The organism is Ideonella flava, from assembly GCF_051857595.1.
GTDB lineage: Bacteria > Pseudomonadota > Gammaproteobacteria > Burkholderiales > Burkholderiaceae_C > Ideonella.
This window is the reverse complement of the sequence record NZ_JBPZHD010000004.1, coordinates 232507-247834: the sequence shown is the minus strand read 5'-3', so window position 1 is coordinate 247834 and position 15328 is coordinate 232507. Positions and strand designations below refer to the sequence as shown.

Here is a 15328-nt window from a genome sequence, read left to right as displayed (position 1 = left end):
TGGCTTGCGGCCATGATCGAGCTGAGCGCGGCCGCCTCTGCGGCGACAGGGCACTGGCTGGACCAGCCCGCCGAAGCGGCGCTGCAGCAGCTCGAGATCCTGGTGGCCGACGCCCAGCGCCTCGGCGACGGATCTGCCCTGGCCCTGGGCCTGCTCTGGCAGGGCCAGGTGCAGAGCGCCGTCGACCAGCCCGAGGCCGTGACGACATTGCAGCGTGCACGCGCGCAGGCTGCGCGGGTCGGCGACCCGGCGCTGCGCTGCCAGGCCTTTCTCGCCCAGGCCTGGCACGACGCGGACAACGGACAGCATGCCCGCGCCCTGGCCGCCTGCCGTGGCGTGGCCGAGCTGGCCCGCGCGCAAGGGCTCTCGACACTCGCCCGCCAGGCCTTGTTCACCAGCGGCACCAGCCTTTGCCACCTCGGCGAGCACGAGCTCGCGCTGGAAGCTTTCGAGGAGGCGCGGATGCTGCTCCGCGCCAACCCGGCTTCGCTGCCGGCGGCCGACCACCGCATCGCGCTGGGGCGCTACGCGGCCGCGGAGGCTCAGGCGTGGCTGATGCGGGGCGGCCTGCTGCTGGAGGCCAGCGGCCCCGAAGCCGCGGCCGATGCGCTTCAGCGGGCTCGCCGGCTGGGGGAGCAGGCGTGCACTGCGCTGCTGGGGGCGAGCGCGCGCTTCAGCCACGCTGCGCTGTTCGGCCTGGTGCGGGTGCTGCTCGAGGCGGGCGAAGCCGGCCTGGCGCGATCCTGGGTGGCGCGGGTGCTCGCCGCCTGCCCGCTACCGGCCCCTGCGGGCAGCCTGGCGCTGGCGCAGCTCGTGCTGAGCGAGTCGATGATCGAGCTGCGGCAGGGCGCGGCCGATCCGGGACGGGTCCTGCAGCGCCTGGCCGAGGTGGAGCAGGTGCGGCATCCGCGGGTGCTGGGCGGCGACCTGCGGCTGTCGTACCTGCGCTGCCAGTTCGAGGCTTTCGAGTTCGCCCAGCGCCATGCCGAGGCCCTGGCCTGCCAGCGCCAGTGGTCGCACACCAAGGCCCGGGTGCGGGCGAACCTGGCCCTGGAGCACAACCGCTGGACCCGCGAGACGCTGGGCGCGCTGCGCACCGAGGCCGACGATTTCGTGACCAACGAGCTGCGGGCGCCGCTGCGGCATGCGCACGCCGAGCTGAGCGCCCTGGCCGCCGGCGAGGCGGACGCGACGCGACGTGAGGGCCTGGGTCGCGCAGCCCGTGGCGTGCAGCGGGCCCTGGACATCGCCGACCAGTACTTGAGCGTGATGCGCGCCGAGCACTTGCGTCAGGAGGACCTGGCGCCGGTCGACCTGAGCGCGCTCGCCGAGGACGTCTGCGAGCAGATGGCGCCGGCTGCGGGCCCCGGTCCCAGCCTGCGGCGCGCCATCCAGCCGGGCGTGCTGGTCACGGGCGACCAGTTGCTGCTGATGCGCGCCGTCGCCAACCTCCTGAGCAATGCGCTGAAGCACGCGCCCGCGGGTACGGCCGTGATGGTCACCCTGTGCAGCGATCCGCAGCAGGCCCGGCTGACCGTGGCCGACCGGGGGCCGGGGCTGCCGGTGGACATGCGGGTGCGCCTGTTCCAGCGTTTCGCCACCGGCGCGGTCCGCAAGGGCAACGGCCTGGGGCTCGCGCTGGTCGCGCGCGCGGCGCGGGTTCACCGGGCGCGCATCGTCGTCGACAGCGAGCCCGGCCGTGGCACGGCTGTCACCTTGATCATCGCGCTGCGAGACGATGGACTCGTTTGAACCGGCCGCTGGCGCCAACGATCCGGCCGAAGAAGGCGGCAGCGACGCCTTCTTCGACGCGGTACAGCCGCTGCTGGCCAGCCGGCCGCAGGACGCCGCCGACGTTGCCCAGGCCGCGCTGGATCGCGCGGTCGCCCGGCGGGACGAGGCCGCCATCGTGCGGGCCCTGCTGGTGCTCGGCATGGCCCACGACGCGATGGGTCACGTCGAGCGCGATGCGGTGCTTGGCCGTGCGCTGCAGCTGGCCGAGAAGCTGGCCGAGCCGGTGCTGCTGCTGCGTGCCGTCAACAGCCAGCTGGTGGTGGACATCTACCACGGCCGGTATGCCGATGCACTGGCGCGTGGCCAGTCGGTGCTCGGGATGGCCTACGTGCTGCGGCGCGACGACCTGCTCGGCCGGCTGTTGAACAACCTGGCGACCGCGCTGAGCCTGATCGGCGAATTCCAGTTGGCCATCGGCATGTTCGACGAGCGGCTGCTGCTGCTTCGGGGCCATTCCGCCGAGACTCGGGTGCAGCGTGCACGGGCCGTCAACAACCAGGCCATGGCCTGGCTGGGCATGGCCCGATCGGCCCAGTTCGGCGAGGCCGGACCGGGCTCCCCGGCCGCGCCTCCCGCGCTCGCAAGAGCCCGCTCACTCGCGGAGACCGCTTGCCAGCAGATGCTGGCCGAGAACCACCTGAGCATGCGCCTGAGCGCGCTGGACACGCTGGTGAGCGTTCTGCTGCACGCCGGCGACACCGCGAGCGCGCGGGACTGGACCGACCGCGTTGCCGCGGCCAGCGGACACGAGCTGGTGCGCGGCACCGTGCACTGGGGCACCTTCGCTCTGGTGCTGGCGCGGGTCGAGCTGGCGCAGCGCCGCTCGTCGCTGGAGGACGTTCTGCAGCTGCTGCGGGAGGTCGAGTCGGTGCCCGGCCCTCGGTTTCGCGGGGGTGAGATGCAGGCGGCGCTCAACCAGTGCCTGGCCGACACGCTGGAGCGCATGGGCCGCCATGCCGAGGCCCTGAAATACCACCGGGCCTGGCTGCAGTTCGAGGCCCGCACGCAAAGCATGCTGGTTCGCGAGCACGCGATGGCGGTGCACCACACGCTCGATTCCCTGCGCGGCGAGACCGAGGAGTTCATCACCCACGACCTGCGCAACCCGATGGGTGCGGCGCTGGTGCAGCTGGGGCCCGAGGCGCTGGAGGCGGCGCCGGAGGAAACCCGCCGCCGCATGATCGAGGCGCGCCAGACCATCCAGCAGGTGTTCGACACGGCCGACCACTTCCTGGCCGGGGTGCGGGTGCGCAACCTGCGCCGCAGCGAGCTCAAGGCCATCGACCTGGCCGAGCTGGTCGACGACGTGGGCGAGCGCCTGGCACCGCCGGCCGCGGCCGCCGTGCGGCTCGAGCGCGAGATCGAGTGGGGGCTGGACATCCGTGCCGACCGGATCTCGCTGCTGATGTCTCTCGACCACCTGCTGCGCAGTGCGCTGGCCGGTGCCAGCGAAGGCGCGCAGGTGCACTGGAACCTTCGCGGGGAGCCGGGGCATGCGGTGCTTTCGGTCCAGGCCAGCGGCCTGGCGTGGCAGGCGCGCATCGCGCCGCTGCGGGCGGCGTCAGGCCCGCGCGGGGCCGACATGGCGGCCGCGATGGTCACACGGGCGGCGCAGCTGCACGACTCCATGCTGGAGGTCGCGGCCGTCGGCGACGGCGGCTGGCGGCTGGAGTGGCGCTTCCCGCTGATCCCGCTGATCCCGGCGGGTCAGGCCTGACTCACTGGATCACGCAAAGAGACTCCAGCGGGACCGGCCGGCCGAACAGATAGCCCTGGTACAGGCCGCAGCCGAGGTCGCTGAGCATTTCGCGCTGCTCCGGCGTCTCCACGCCTTCGGCGACCAGCTCCAGGGCCAGGTCGCGCGCGAGCGCGATCACGGTGCGCACGAGCGCCGCCTCGCGCGGGTCGGAAAGCATGTTCCGGACGAAGACCTTGTCGATCTTGAGCTGCGACAGCGGCAGGTGCTTGAGGTAGCTCAGCGACGAGTAGCCGATGCCGAAATCGTCGAGGCTCAGGCGCACGCCGAGGTCGCGCAGCGCGTGCATCTGCGCCTGCACGCCGGGCATGTCCGAGATGATGACGTTCTCGGTGACCTCGAGCTTGAGCAGGCTGGGCGAGACGCCGGCGGTCTGCAGCGCGAGCCGCACCTCCTCGACGAAGCCCGGATGCTGGAACTGGTGCGGGCTGACGTTGACCGACAGGGTCAGGTGCGCGGTGGCCGGATCCTGCGCCCACCAGGCCAGCACCCCGCACGCATCGCGGATGACGGCCCGCCCGATCGGCACGATGAGGCCGGACTCCTCCGCCAGCGGGATGAAGCGGGCCGGCTCTATCGGGCCCAGCTCCGGCGCATCCCAGCGCAGCAGCGCCTCGGCCCCGACGACGCGGCCGCTGCGATCGACCTGCGGCTGGTAGTGCAGACGGAACTCCTGGGCCGGGACCGCGTGCCGCAGGGCAGCGAGCAGGCGCGCCCGCTCGTCGGCCTCGGCCTGCATGGAGGCTTCGAAGACGCGCACGCAGTCGCGGCCGGCGCGCTTGGCGCGGCGCAGGGCCAGGTCGGCCTCGCGCAGCGCCTGGTCGAGCGGCTTGTCTTCGGTGAGCCAGGTGGCGCCGGCGCTGGCCGTCAGGTGGTGCTCGCCGCCATTGCCCATGAACGGCCGCCGCAGCCGGTGCAGCAGGGCTTCGCCCAGGCCGGCGAGGGCTGCGTCGTCCGGACGCAGCGGCTGCGGCGGCGCCAGCAGGGCGAATTCGTCGTTGGCCAGGCGGCCCGTGAGGGCGGGCGGCTCGAAGGCCTCGCTCAGCCGGACGCCCGTCTCGTGCAGCCAGAGGTCGCCGATCTCGTGGCCGAGGCTGTCGTTGAGAACGCCGAGGCGGTCCAGGCCCATGAGCACCAGCGCGCGGGGTGCGCTGCCGGCGGCGCGCCCGGCCTGCACCCGGCTGAGGAATTCGGCCCGGTTCGGCAAGCCGGTGACGCGGTCCAGCCGCGAGACCGGCGCGTCGGCCGGGGGCGAGTGGCGCCTGGCCAGCATCGGGCCCAGCGTGCCGCCGAGCGCGGCACCGGCGATCGCCGCCAGGGCAGCGGCGCCTCCGTCCAGCGCGACCCCGGCGGTCATCAGGCCGAGCGTCGCACCGCAGGCCGCACCCAGACCGGCCACGAGGGCGGCACGGGTGCGGACGATGACGCTGCCGGCCTGTCCGTCGGATTCGACGTCGGTCGAGGTGGAGAGCGCAACGGGCGGGCGCGAGGCAGGCGAGGCCAAGGTGGAAGGCGGGTTCACGGCTGTAAGGACGCACATCGGGGCGTCAGGTTCCGTGGCCAACCGGAGCCGGGCGACGGACCGCCTCGAATGGGCTGTTCCGGCCGGCTGCCACCCTCCAGGCTCGCACGTTTTGTTACGGCATCATAAGTTTCACGGTGGCACGCAGAAGGGTTCGAGTTGGGGGGAGGGGAACCCCTTGGGACCCTGGCCGACAATCGGCCAGGCCGTCCCGCCGATGAACCCCACCGACTCCCGACCATGAACTCCGATGCCGCCGACGCCCGCGCCGACGCCGAAACCGACGGCGGCCGGCCCCTGGCCGACGGCGATGCCCTGGCCGACCTGGCGCGGCGGGACCGCTTCGCCGAAGCCTTGGCCGCCAGCCTCGCCGACGGCCGCTTTCGGCGCCTGGTGCTCGCCAAGCCGCGCTCCGGCGCGGGCGACCTGCAGCGCATCAGCGCCAAGCCCATCACCCTTCGAGGCGTGCCGTGCCTGCAGCTGCTCGCGCAGCACCGCACGCGCGAGCTGACCGAGAACCTGCCGCTCGAGGCCGCCCGCGCCCGCATCGAGGGCTTGATCGGCACCAGCTTCGCGCACGTGCACCTCTTCACCGTCGAAGAGGAGCTGCAGCTGCTCATCAGCAAGCGCGGCCGGGTGGCGCTGCGGCGTTCGCGCATCGCCGCGGCCGAAGAGGCCGCGCCACTGGATTCCGCGCGCGGCCACGAGCACGCCAAGCGCCGGCTGCTGTCCCTGGAGGCGCCCTTCCTGCGAGCGCTGGGCGTGGTGGACCGTGGTGGGGCCCTGGTGCCGGCCATGGCGCGCAAGTGGAAGCAGATCAACAAGTTCCTCGAGGTGCTGGATCACGCCCTCGACGAGGCCGGCCTGGCCCAGGGCGAGCCGGCTGCCGGCGCGCCGGCGCTGCAGGTGGTGGACTTCGGCGCCGGCAAGGGCTATCTCACCTTTGCCACCCACCACCACCTGACCACGACGCGTGGCTGGCCGACCCGCACGCTGGGGGTCGAGCTGCGCCAGGACCTGGTGGATCTTTGCAACGGCGCCGCGCAAAGCTGCGGCCTGGCCGGGCTCGAATTCGAATGCGGCGACGTCAGCCGTGTCGTGCCGGAGAAGGTCGACGTGATGATCGCGCTGCATGCCTGCGACACCGCGACCGACCATGCCCTGGCCACTGGTATCCACGCCGGTGCGGCGGTGATCCTGAGCTCACCGTGCTGCCACAAGCAGCTGCGGCCTCAGCTCGAGCTGCCCGAGGTGCTGCGGCCCATGCTGCGCCACGGCATCCACCTCGGCCAGGAGGCCGAGATGCTGACCGACAGCCTGCGCGCGCTGCTGCTGGAGGCGCACGGCTACGACGCCCAGGTCTTCGAGTTCGTGTCGCTGGAGCACACGAGCAAGAACAAGATGATCCTGGCCGTGCGCCGTCGCCACCCCTTGCCCGCCGCGAGGCGCCAGGCCGTGCTGGTCGAGATCGAGCGCATCAAGGCCTTCTACGGCATCCGGGAGCACTGTCTTCAGAGCTTGCTGCAGGCTTGAGCGGCGAAGCCGCTCGCGCCTCGCAACGCTCCGCAGTGCTCCATGAACGATGGGCTCCCACCAGCCTCCCTCCGAGAGGGAGGCTCCAGAGTGATTGGCGAGTTGTCCGTGCCCTGGGACGGACTGGCTAGTGCCCTCCTCCCGGAGGAGGGCTGGGAGGTGCTGTCGAACTGGCTGGAGCCCCGCTCTTGGAGGGGGCTCGGGGGAGCAGGGCATTCGGCTGGAGCCAGCGGCCACAGGCCGCTGGAGCCCCGCTCTTGGAGGGGGCTCGGGGGAGCAGGGCATTCGGCTGGAGCCAGCGGCCACAGGCCGCTGGAGCCCCGCTCTTGGAGGGGGCTCGGGGGAGCTCACGGTACATCAGCGGGTTAGCTAGCTAACCCGCTGGATCACTGCCGCCAGGCGGCCGAGATCCAGCGGTTTCGCGACGTGGTCGTTCATGCCGGCGGCCAGGTAGGCGGCGCGCTCCTCGACCATGGCGTTGGCCGTCATGGCCACGATGGGGATGTGCGAGACGGAATTCGGCAGGGTTCGGATGGCACGGGTGGCGGCCACGCCGTCCATGCCGGGCATCTGGATGTCCATCAGCACCAGGTCGTAGTTGGCGGCCTGCACCTGGCGCACGGCCTCGAAGCCGTCGGCCACCACGTCGCTGTAGTGGCCGAGGTGGTCGAGCATCGCCTTGATGAGGATCTGGTTGACCCCGTTGTCCTCGGCCACGAGGATGCGCCGCGCCGGCTGTGACTGCGCCGGCTCGGGGCCCGGCGAGCCGTCCGCCTGCGGCGACTCCTCGGCAGGCTGCAGCACTTCCAGCGGCAGGCTGACGCTGAAGCTGCTGCCGACCCCGGGCGTGCTCTGCACCTCGATGCGCCCGCCCATCAGCTCGATGATCTCCTGGCTGATCGCCAGGCCCAGGCCGCTGCCGCCGTGCCGGCGCGCGGTGCTCGAGTCGCCCTGGCTGAAGTGGCGGAACAGGCGCGGCAGGGTCTCGGCATCGATGCCGATCCCGGTGTCGCTGACGGAAATCATCAGCTCGACGCGCCTGCCGGGCAGCGGTCGGTGGGTGAGTTCCACGTCGACCCGGCCTTCGCTGGTGAACTTCAGCGCGTTGCCGATGAGGTTGAACAGCACCTGCCGCAGCCGGCTCGGATCCCCTCGCAGCCGCGGCGGCAGGCCGGGCGCAGAGCTCATCTGCAGCGCCAGTCCCTTGGCCTCGGCGCGCACCGCCAGCAGCGAGACCACCTCGTTGACGGTGGCCAGCGGGTCGAACTCCACGATCTCCAGTTCCATGCGTCCGGCTTCGACCTTGGACAGGTCCAGGATGTCGTTGATGAGGGTCAGCAGGGTCTGGCCCGAGCTGCGGATGAGTTCGGCATAGCGCCGCTGCTCGGGTGTCAGCGCGGTGGTCAGCATCAGGCCGTTCATGCCCAGCACCGCGTTCAGCGGGGTGCGGATCTCGTGGCTCATCGAGGCCAGGAAGCGGGACTTGGCCTTGTTGGCGGCCTCCGCCTCGGCCTTGGCGCGCTCCAGCGCCCGCTCGGTGGCGGTGACGTCGTGGTAGACGGTGATGACACCGCCATCGGGCGTGTGCCGTTCGATGGCGTGGATGACGCGGTTGTCGGGCAGCGTCTGCTCGAACCGGCCGTCTTCCGTGCGGTGGATGGCCATGCGCCGCTGCACCCAGCCCTGCTGGTCTTCCGGCGCGGCATCGGGCAGCAGCGCGTTCACGCCGACCAGGACGAGCCGCTCGAAGGGCACGCCGGGCGCGATCACGTCCTTCAACCAGGGGTAGATGGCCAGGAAGCGCGGGTTCCAGACGACGACGCGGTCGCTCGCGTCGCACAGCAGCATGCCGTCGGCCATGGAGGCGAGCGCGTGGTCGAGCATGGTCTTGCTGCGGTCCAGCTCGGCCCGGGCCTGTGCCAGCCGGCCCAGGTGCCAGTGGGCGAAGGCCCCGGCGCCGGTGACCATCAGGGCGAACAGAAGGGCGGCCGCGATGACGAAGCGGCGCTGCTCGTGCACGTCCTCCAGCGCCGCGTCGATCGGGATCGATGCCGCGATCAGGAGGGGCCGGTACAGCACCGGCCTGACGGCGACCAGGGCCGGGGCGCCGCCTATGCGGGCCGGCGCGCGCTGCGCGTGGCCGCTCGGTGTCTCGTCGCCCAGCGGCAGGGGCAGGCGTTGGCCGACCAGCGCGTCGTGCGGCGGAACGCTGACCAGCAGCACGCCGTCGTCGCGCTCCAGCGTGGCGACCATGCCTTCGATGTCGGCGGCCTGCGAGAGCAGGCTGGCGACGAGCGCCGCCGGCACCTCGGCCACTGCGAGGACCCGGGAACCGCCGCCGAGGTCGACCGGCCGCGCGAAGTACACCATCCGTTCGGCGGTGACGAAGTTGACCAGCGGCGGGCTGATCACCAGTTGCGGCGAGGGCAGGGCCATCGCGCTGGCGACGAAGCCGGGGGGCAGGGGCAGGCCGAGCCGGGCGCTGTCGGGCTGGGCGCCGGCCAGGACGGTGCCGTCCGGCCGCATCAGCACCAGATCGCGCACCAGCAGGTTCTGGCTGATGGTGGTGCGCAGCTGCGATTGCAGGCCCGTCACGTCGTGGGTGCCGTTGGGCAGCAGGTGGGGCTTGAGCAGGAGGTCGGTGCCGGCCAGCATCACGTCTATGCCCAGCAGCGTGCGGTTGAGCGAGGCCTCGGCACTGGCGATGAAGTGCTCGGCCCGCTGCCGGGCCGCGTCCAGCGCCTCGCGCTCGGAGCTGTTGACCAGCGCGATCGCGGCCGCCAGCACCGTGCCCACGAACACTCCCACGAAGGCCGCGATGATCCACTGCACGCGCTTCGGCGGGTTCAAGGGTTCACCTTCTTCAGGGCTTGGCTTCGACCTTGCTGATCGGGCCGATGGTGTGGTTCCAGGCGTCGGCGCAACTGCGGCCGCAGCGCTGAACCCAGCGGGCGATCACCGTGTCGGCCAGGATGCTGCGGCGGCGTTGCTCGTCCGCCGGGCCGGGCGCCTTGGCCACGAGGCGCCCGGGGGCGCCGCCGCAGTCCTGCTCGCCGGTCAGGCAGCGCACGCCTTCGCCCGTCTCGCGCTCGGCCTCGGCCCAGACGGCCTGTTCGAGGCGCAGCAGCTCCTGCTTGAGCAGGGTGCGCTGGTCGGGGGGCAGGGCGGCCCAGGCGGTGCCGTTGGCAGCGAAAATCGACATGCCCCAGGTGACCGGCATGGTGAACAGGTGCTGCGTGTGCTGCTGCAGGCCGATGGTGTAGCCCGACATGCTGCCGGTCAGCGCGCATTCGGCGTTGCCGTGGCGCAGGGCGTCTGCCAGGCCGGCGAAAGGCATGGTCACCGCCTTGGCGCCCAGGGCCTCGATCCAGTCCACCTGGGTGGGGCTGGAGCTGCGGATGCGGCGCCCCGCCAGGTCGGCCAGGCCGGCTATGGGGCGCTTGCAGAACAACATCTGCGCCGGGTAGATGTAGACCGCCAGCAGCTCGATGCCGTGGCGCTCGCGCAGGGTCTTCTCGAGGAAGGGCCGGTAGGCGGCCGTATGGCGGCGCAGGGTCGCGATGTCGGGGTTCAGGCCGGCCAGGTCGGCCGCGCCCACCAGGGGATCGGTGGCGGCCGACAGCGAGACCAGCGCGGTGCCGAAGGGCACCACCCCGAGGCCGATCAGGCGCAGCATGTCCTGGCCCCGGATGCCGGCGCGGTCGAAGGCCACGATGTCGGCGCGCAGGCGCCCGCCGGACAGGCGGGGCAGCTCCTGGGTCCAGAAGGGCTGTTCCTGGCGGGTGAACTGGTTGACGCCGTCCAGGCCGCCGACGACCCGAAGCGTGATCGGTGCCGGCGCCGAGGCCGAGGTTGCCGGCGTGCCGGCGGACTGGCCCGGCACCGCGGCCGGCAGGACCAGCGCGAGGGCGAGTCCGATGGCGAGCCCCACGGCGCGGCGCCGGGAGGCGAACGAGATGGCGGGGATCCCTGCTGATGTCCTCACTGAAATCCTGCGGCCTGCGTGCCGGGTCGTGGGCGGTCTGTTCTCGTTGGCCGGCGGTGGCCGGCGAGCCGGTGTCGGCCGGCCGAGTATGGCAGGAAGGCGGGGCGATTTGAAAGCGCTTCAGCCGCGCCGGCGGAACATGCCCCAGCCTTCCATGGTCAGCACCGCCTGGGCGTGCTGGTTGACGGTGGTCCAGCGGGAGCGCACCAGGCCCATGCCCGGGCGGCTCTCGCTGGCGCGCGACTCGAGCACGGCCAGCGTCCCGCTGAGGACGTCGTCCACGTACACCGGCTGCAGCCAGCGCAGGTTCTCGACCCCCGGGCTGCCCAGGCTCGCGGAGTTCAGGAGGTAGGCGTCGCACAGCATGCGCATGGTCATCGCGCAGGTGTGCCAGCCGCTGGCGGCCAGGCGGCCGAAGAGCGAGGCCTCGGCCGCGGCGTCATCGAGGTGGAAGGGCTGCGGATCCCACTGCCGCGCGAAGTCGATGATGGCCTCGCGCGTGACCTTCATCGGCCCGTAGGGGCGGGTCTGGCCGAGCTCGAAGTCCTCCCAGTGGATCGTTGCTTCCATCAGAATGCCCTGTCCGTTTGCCACCACGAGGAGCGAGTCTGACATGACACCCCTGGTCATCGGCCTGCTGCTGTTCCTCGGCGTGCACTCGATCCGCATCGCGGCCCCCGACTGGCGTGCCGCACAAGTGGCCCGGATGGGCGAGCGGCGCTGGAAGGGCGTGTACGCCCTGGCGTCCGTCGTCGGCTTCGTGCTGCTGGTGTGGGGCTACGGCCAGGCGAGGCAGCAGCCGGTGGTGCTGTGGACGACCCCGGCGCTGCTGCGCCATCTGGCGCCGCCACTGACCCTCATCGCCTTCGTGCTGGTGGCCGCGGGTCAGCTGCCCGGCAATGCGCTCCAGGCGAAGCTGCAGCACCCGATGCTGCTCGGCACCAAGGTCTGGGCCTTGGCGCACCTGCTGGCCAACAACACGCTGGCCGACGTCCTGCTGTTCGGCGGCTTCCTGGCGTGGGCGGTGCTGGATTTCCGCAGCGCGAGGCGGCGAGGCCGCGTCGAGGTGGCGGTGAAGCCGGGGCGCACGGCCGCGGCGGTCGTGGCCGGTGTGGCGCTGTGGGCGTTCTTCGCGTTCTGGGCGCACCAGGCCTGGATCGGCGTGCGGCCCTTCTGATCCGCTGCTGGCAGGCGATCAGCCCTGTGCGTCGCGGGGGCCGAACAGGCGCTCGAACAGCTTGCTGCCGATCAGCTCGCGCACCTGCAGGCCGTTGAGCGACTCCTCGAAGGTGCTGCCTTGCTCGACTTCGAACAGCTCGCGGCCGATCGGCTGGGTCTCGGCCCAGCCGGGGCTTTCGGGCGCCTTGGTGACCTGCATCGGCGGCAGGCCATCGAGCGGCACCGGCCAGGTCAGAGGGGGCAGCTCCGGCCGCTGTCTGGCATGGGTCGTGCGGGGGGTGTAGGTGGGCTTCATCGGTGGATCCCTCAACGTGACCGAGAGGCTACGCGCCTCGGCGGCCCGGCTAGGGCGCGAACAGAAGGGTCAGGCCAGCTCATTTCTGTGGCAGGCCCGTCAGCGAGCTAGGGCTTGACGGCCTGGCGAACGCTGGTCCGAATCTCGTCCTCGCCTGGTGGCGGACCGGCTGAGCTGTCACGCCCAGGTCATTGCAGCTTCCTATGGTCGCCGGCTGTTCGCGACCTTCCATCGCCAAGAGGAGACCCCATGAAACCCACCCGCCTGGCCGCAGCTGCGCTGCTGGTCCTTGCCGCCCAGACCATGACGGTGCAGACCGCCTCCGCCGCGCTGCCCCAGCTCGCCGGCCCGCCGATCGTGATCGGCCACCGAGGCCTGGCCGGCCACCTGCCCGACCACACGCTGGAGGGCTACGCGCTGGCGATCGAGATGGGCGCCGACTTCGTCGAGCCGGACCTCGTCTCGACCAAGGACGGCGTGCTGATCGCCCGCCACGAGCCCAACCTGATCGCCACGACCAACGTCAAGGACATCGCCAAGTTCGCCTCGCGCAAGCGGATCGCGGTGGTCGACGGCGTGCCCGAGGAGGGCTTCTTCGCCAGCGACTTCACGCTGGCCGAGATCAAGGAGCTGCGCGCCGTGCAGCCCATGGGCGGGCGCGACCACGGATTCGACGGCTGGTACAAGATCCCGACGCTGCGCGAGGTGATCGCGCTGGTCAAGCGCAAGACGCTGGAGAAGGGCCACACGATCGGCATCTACCCCGAGACCAAGCACCCGACCTACCACAAGAGCCTGGGCCTGCCGCTGGAGGACAAGCTGTTGGACGAGCTGACCCTGGCCGGCTGGAACCACCGCACCGCGCCGGTCTTCATCCAGAGCTTCGAGACGGCCAACCTGCGCGAGCTTCGTGCGAAGACGACCGTGCACCTCGTGCAGCTGGTCGACGCCAACGACCTGAATCCCGACGGCACGCTGGACTTCACCCCGCCCTATGACAAGCCCTATGACTGGGTCGTCTCCGGCCGCAAGGGGCTGTTCAGCGACCTGGTCACGCCCGCCGGGCTGGCCGAGGTGGCCACCTACGCCGACGGCATCGGCCCGTGGAAGTACTACCTGCAGACGACGGCCTGCAAGCTGATCGTCAACGGTGCCTGCCAGGACGCCAACGGCGACGGCGTCGTCAACGAGGCGGACCGCACCGTGTTGCCACCGACCACCGTGGTGGCCGACGCCCATGCCGCGAAGCTGCTGGTGCATCCGTACACCTTCCGCAGCGAGCCTTCGCGACTGCCGCTGGAAGACGGCGCCATGCCCTCCAGCGAGTACCAGCGCTTCTTCTCGCTCGGCGTCGACGGCGTTTTCTCCGACTTCGCCGAGGATGCGGTCGCCGGCCGCTCGATGTTCCTGTTGAAGAACCTGCCCGGCTACCGCGCCTGCCTGCTCAAGGGCACCTGCCAGCACCCTTGATCGAGCCCCCGGCCATCCCCCCAGTGATGGGGGGTGGTTTCCCTGGGGATGTAGGGGGTTGACCCTGGCCCCCCGGCGCTGCCGAATCTCCCGTTGCATAACCAAACGTAACGGGAGAATCGACGATGCAGCGCCACCTCACCACCTTTCTCGACGGGCAGCCGGTCGGCTGGCTCGAGACGCTGGAATCCTTTCAGCGCCTGGAAGACGAACAGGCTTGGATGGGGCCGGACAAGACGGTCGTCGGCACACCCGGCAATGACAAGCTGCACGGCGGCCAGGGCAACGACGACATCGACGGCCTGGCCGGGGCCGACACCATGGCCGGCCGACTGGGTGACGACACCTTCCATGTCGACAACGCCGGCGACGTCGTGAGGGAGCGGATCGGCGAAGGCATGGACACGGTGGTCACCACCGTCGACTGGACCTTGGGCAAGCAGGTCGAGAACCTCGTCCTGAGCGGCAGCCTGGCTGACCTGAACGGCACAGGCAACAAGCTCGACAACCTGATCACCGACAACTACGGCGAAAACCGGATCGACGGCGCGGCTGGCAATGACACGCTCGATGGCGGGCGCATCGTGTCGCCCGGGGAGGCCGACACCCTCGTGGGCGGCCTCGGCGACGACCTGTTGCTGGCAGGAAGGCTCTACTACTCGAGCGACTTGCTCCAGGGCGGCGCGGGGAACGACACGCTGGTGGCCAAGCTCGGCAGCTGCTCGCTTTACGGTGGCGATGGCAACGACCTGCTGGACGGAGGGCTGGGCGGCTATCACCAGGGCAATGGCTACCTGTACGGTGGTGCCGGCCACGACACGCTGAAAGGCGGCGTCTCGATGGATGGAGGCGATGGCAACGACCTGCTGCAATCCACCGTCAGTGCCGTCCAGCTCGATGGCGGCGCTGGCGACGACACCATCTCGGGTTCGGGCGGGGCGGGTTACAACAATCTGACCGTGCATGCCGGGCTGGGCAACGACAGCGTCGACGTCTACTCCGGCAACAACAGCCTGTTCCTGTACGGCGGCGACGGCGACGACACGCTGACCGGTGGAGCGTCCATCAATGTCGTGATCGACGCCGGTGCGGGCAACGACAAGGTGTCTTCCTTCGCGCAGTCCAGCGGATCGACCACGATCCACGGCGGCGACGGCAACGACACGATCTCCTTCAACGCCAACCACGGCGTGGCGCACGTCGACGGCGGCAGGGGCGATGACCAGCTCTATGGCACCGCGGCATCCGGCCACGTCCTGGAGCTGGATGGCGGCGTGGGCAGCGACACGCTTTCCACCGGCTCGGGCGTGTGCTACTTCACCGGCGGCGCTGGCAGTGATCGTTTCACGCTTTCGTCCAAGGAGGTCTACGGCCTTGACATGGTCAGCGTCACCGACTTCGCCAGCGGCCTGGACCTGCTCACGGTGCGGCAGGGCAGCCTGCCTGTCGGCAACGGCGACCTGATGGTGGACGGCGCGGTGGCGGTGAGCGGCCCCGGTGGATTCGATGCCTCGGCCGAACTGGTGATCGTGACGGCCAACATCACCGGCGAATTGACCCTGGACAAGGCGGCGGCGGCCATCGGGAGCGCCAATGGCGCTTATGCGGACGGCCAGACGGTGGTCTTCATGGTCGACAACGGCACGCAATCCTGGGCGCTGTATTTCGAATCCGACGGCACCGACGCGGCGGTGAGCGCCCCCGAGCTGAGCGTGCTGGGCCGGCTCACAGGCACGCCATCGACCGCCATCGACGACATCTTGTGGGGAGCCTGAGGCGATACCCGAGGAGCCA

The 15328-nt window shown here is 71.1% G+C and carries 11 protein-coding genes; 6 read left to right on the top strand and 5 right to left on the bottom strand.

The features are described from left to right. The first annotated feature begins 12 nt into the window (after positions 1-12). Both ACS5PM_RS10250 and ACS5PM_RS10245 read left to right on the top strand, forming a co-directional pair. Positions 13-1752 carry an ATP-binding protein gene (locus ACS5PM_RS10250; protein WP_439387511.1) on the top strand — a complete coding sequence of 580 codons (1740 nt, stop codon included), beginning with the start codon at positions 13-15 and terminating at the stop codon, positions 1750-1752. Beyond that, positions 1739-3511 carry a sensor histidine kinase gene (locus ACS5PM_RS10245; protein WP_439387510.1) on the top strand — a complete coding sequence of 591 codons (1773 nt, stop codon included), beginning with the start codon at positions 1739-1741 and terminating at the stop codon, positions 3509-3511. The genes ACS5PM_RS10250 and ACS5PM_RS10245 overlap by 14 nt, the downstream gene beginning before the upstream one ends. 1 nt (position 3512) lies before the next feature. Here ACS5PM_RS10245 and ACS5PM_RS10240 read toward each other — a convergent pair whose 3' ends face one another. Next, complete coding sequence (locus ACS5PM_RS10240) at positions 3513-5072, bottom strand: putative bifunctional diguanylate cyclase/phosphodiesterase (RefSeq protein ID WP_439387509.1); 1560 nt, start codon at positions 5070-5072, stop codon at positions 3513-3515. Positions 5073-5312: 240 nt separating this feature from the next. On the opposite strand from ACS5PM_RS10240, the gene ACS5PM_RS10235 reads away from it, so the two are divergent. Continuing rightward, complete coding sequence (locus tag ACS5PM_RS10235) at positions 5313-6605, top strand: class I SAM-dependent methyltransferase (RefSeq protein ID WP_439387508.1); 1293 nt, start codon at positions 5313-5315, stop codon at positions 6603-6605. Between the two features lie 369 nt (positions 6606-6974). Here the strand turns inward: ACS5PM_RS10235 and ACS5PM_RS10230 are convergent, their stop codons facing one another. From ACS5PM_RS10230 to ACS5PM_RS10220, 3 genes are all read right to left on the bottom strand, one after another. Continuing rightward, entirely contained in the window at positions 6975-9455 is a 2481-nt protein-coding gene (locus ACS5PM_RS10230) for an ATP-binding protein (protein ID WP_439387507.1), read from the bottom strand. Positions 9456-9468: 13 nt separating this feature from the next. Beyond that, positions 9469-10590 carry a TRAP transporter substrate-binding protein gene (locus ACS5PM_RS10225; RefSeq protein ID WP_439387506.1) on the bottom strand — a complete coding sequence of 374 codons (1122 nt, stop codon included), beginning with the start codon at positions 10588-10590 and terminating at the stop codon, positions 9469-9471. Positions 10591-10710: 120 nt separating this feature from the next. Next, on the bottom strand, positions 10711-11160 hold the full coding sequence (locus tag ACS5PM_RS10220) for a MaoC family dehydratase (protein ID WP_439387505.1): 450 nt from the start codon (positions 11158-11160) through the stop codon (positions 10711-10713). Between the two features lie 43 nt (positions 11161-11203). Between ACS5PM_RS10220 and ACS5PM_RS10215 the strand changes: the two genes are divergently transcribed. After that, positions 11204-11767, top strand: a complete 564-nt coding sequence (locus ACS5PM_RS10215) for an NnrU family protein (RefSeq protein WP_439387504.1) — start codon at positions 11204-11206, stop codon at positions 11765-11767. A gap of 18 nt (positions 11768-11785) precedes the next feature. On the opposite strand, the gene ACS5PM_RS10210 is transcribed toward ACS5PM_RS10215, so the two are convergent. Next, positions 11786-12064: a hypothetical protein gene (locus tag ACS5PM_RS10210; protein WP_439387503.1), complete on the bottom strand. Its 279-nt coding sequence runs from the start codon at positions 12062-12064 to the stop codon at positions 11786-11788. 249 nt (positions 12065-12313) lie between these two features. On the opposite strand from ACS5PM_RS10210, the gene ACS5PM_RS10205 reads away from it, so the two are divergent. Then, positions 12314-13534: a glycerophosphodiester phosphodiesterase gene (locus ACS5PM_RS10205; RefSeq protein WP_439387502.1), complete on the top strand. Its 1221-nt coding sequence runs from the start codon at positions 12314-12316 to the stop codon at positions 13532-13534. A gap of 125 nt (positions 13535-13659) precedes the next feature. Beyond that, on the top strand, positions 13660-15309 hold the full coding sequence (locus ACS5PM_RS10200) for a calcium-binding protein (protein ID WP_439387501.1): 1650 nt from the start codon (positions 13660-13662) through the stop codon (positions 15307-15309). Positions 15310-15328 lie beyond the last annotated feature (19 nt).

Coding starts and splice junctions, on each gene's coding strand:
- ACS5PM_RS10250 (WP_439387511.1), top strand. CDS start 13: ATGATCGAGCTGAGCGCGGCCGCCTCTGCGGCGACAGGGCACTGGCTG.
- ACS5PM_RS10245 (WP_439387510.1), top strand. CDS start 1,739: ATGGACTCGTTTGAACCGGCCGCTGGCGCCAACGATCCGGCCGAAGAA.
- ACS5PM_RS10235 (WP_439387508.1), top strand. CDS start 5,313: ATGAACTCCGATGCCGCCGACGCCCGCGCCGACGCCGAAACCGACGGC.
- ACS5PM_RS10220 (WP_439387505.1), bottom strand. CDS start 11,160: ATGGAAGCAACGATCCACTGGGAGGACTTCGAGCTCGGCCAGACCCGC.
- ACS5PM_RS10215 (WP_439387504.1), top strand. CDS start 11,204: ATGACACCCCTGGTCATCGGCCTGCTGCTGTTCCTCGGCGTGCACTCG.
- ACS5PM_RS10210 (WP_439387503.1), bottom strand. CDS start 12,064: ATGAAGCCCACCTACACCCCCCGCACGACCCATGCCAGACAGCGGCCG.
- ACS5PM_RS10205 (WP_439387502.1), top strand. CDS start 12,314: ATGAAACCCACCCGCCTGGCCGCAGCTGCGCTGCTGGTCCTTGCCGCC.
- ACS5PM_RS10200 (WP_439387501.1), top strand. CDS start 13,660: ATGCAGCGCCACCTCACCACCTTTCTCGACGGGCAGCCGGTCGGCTGG.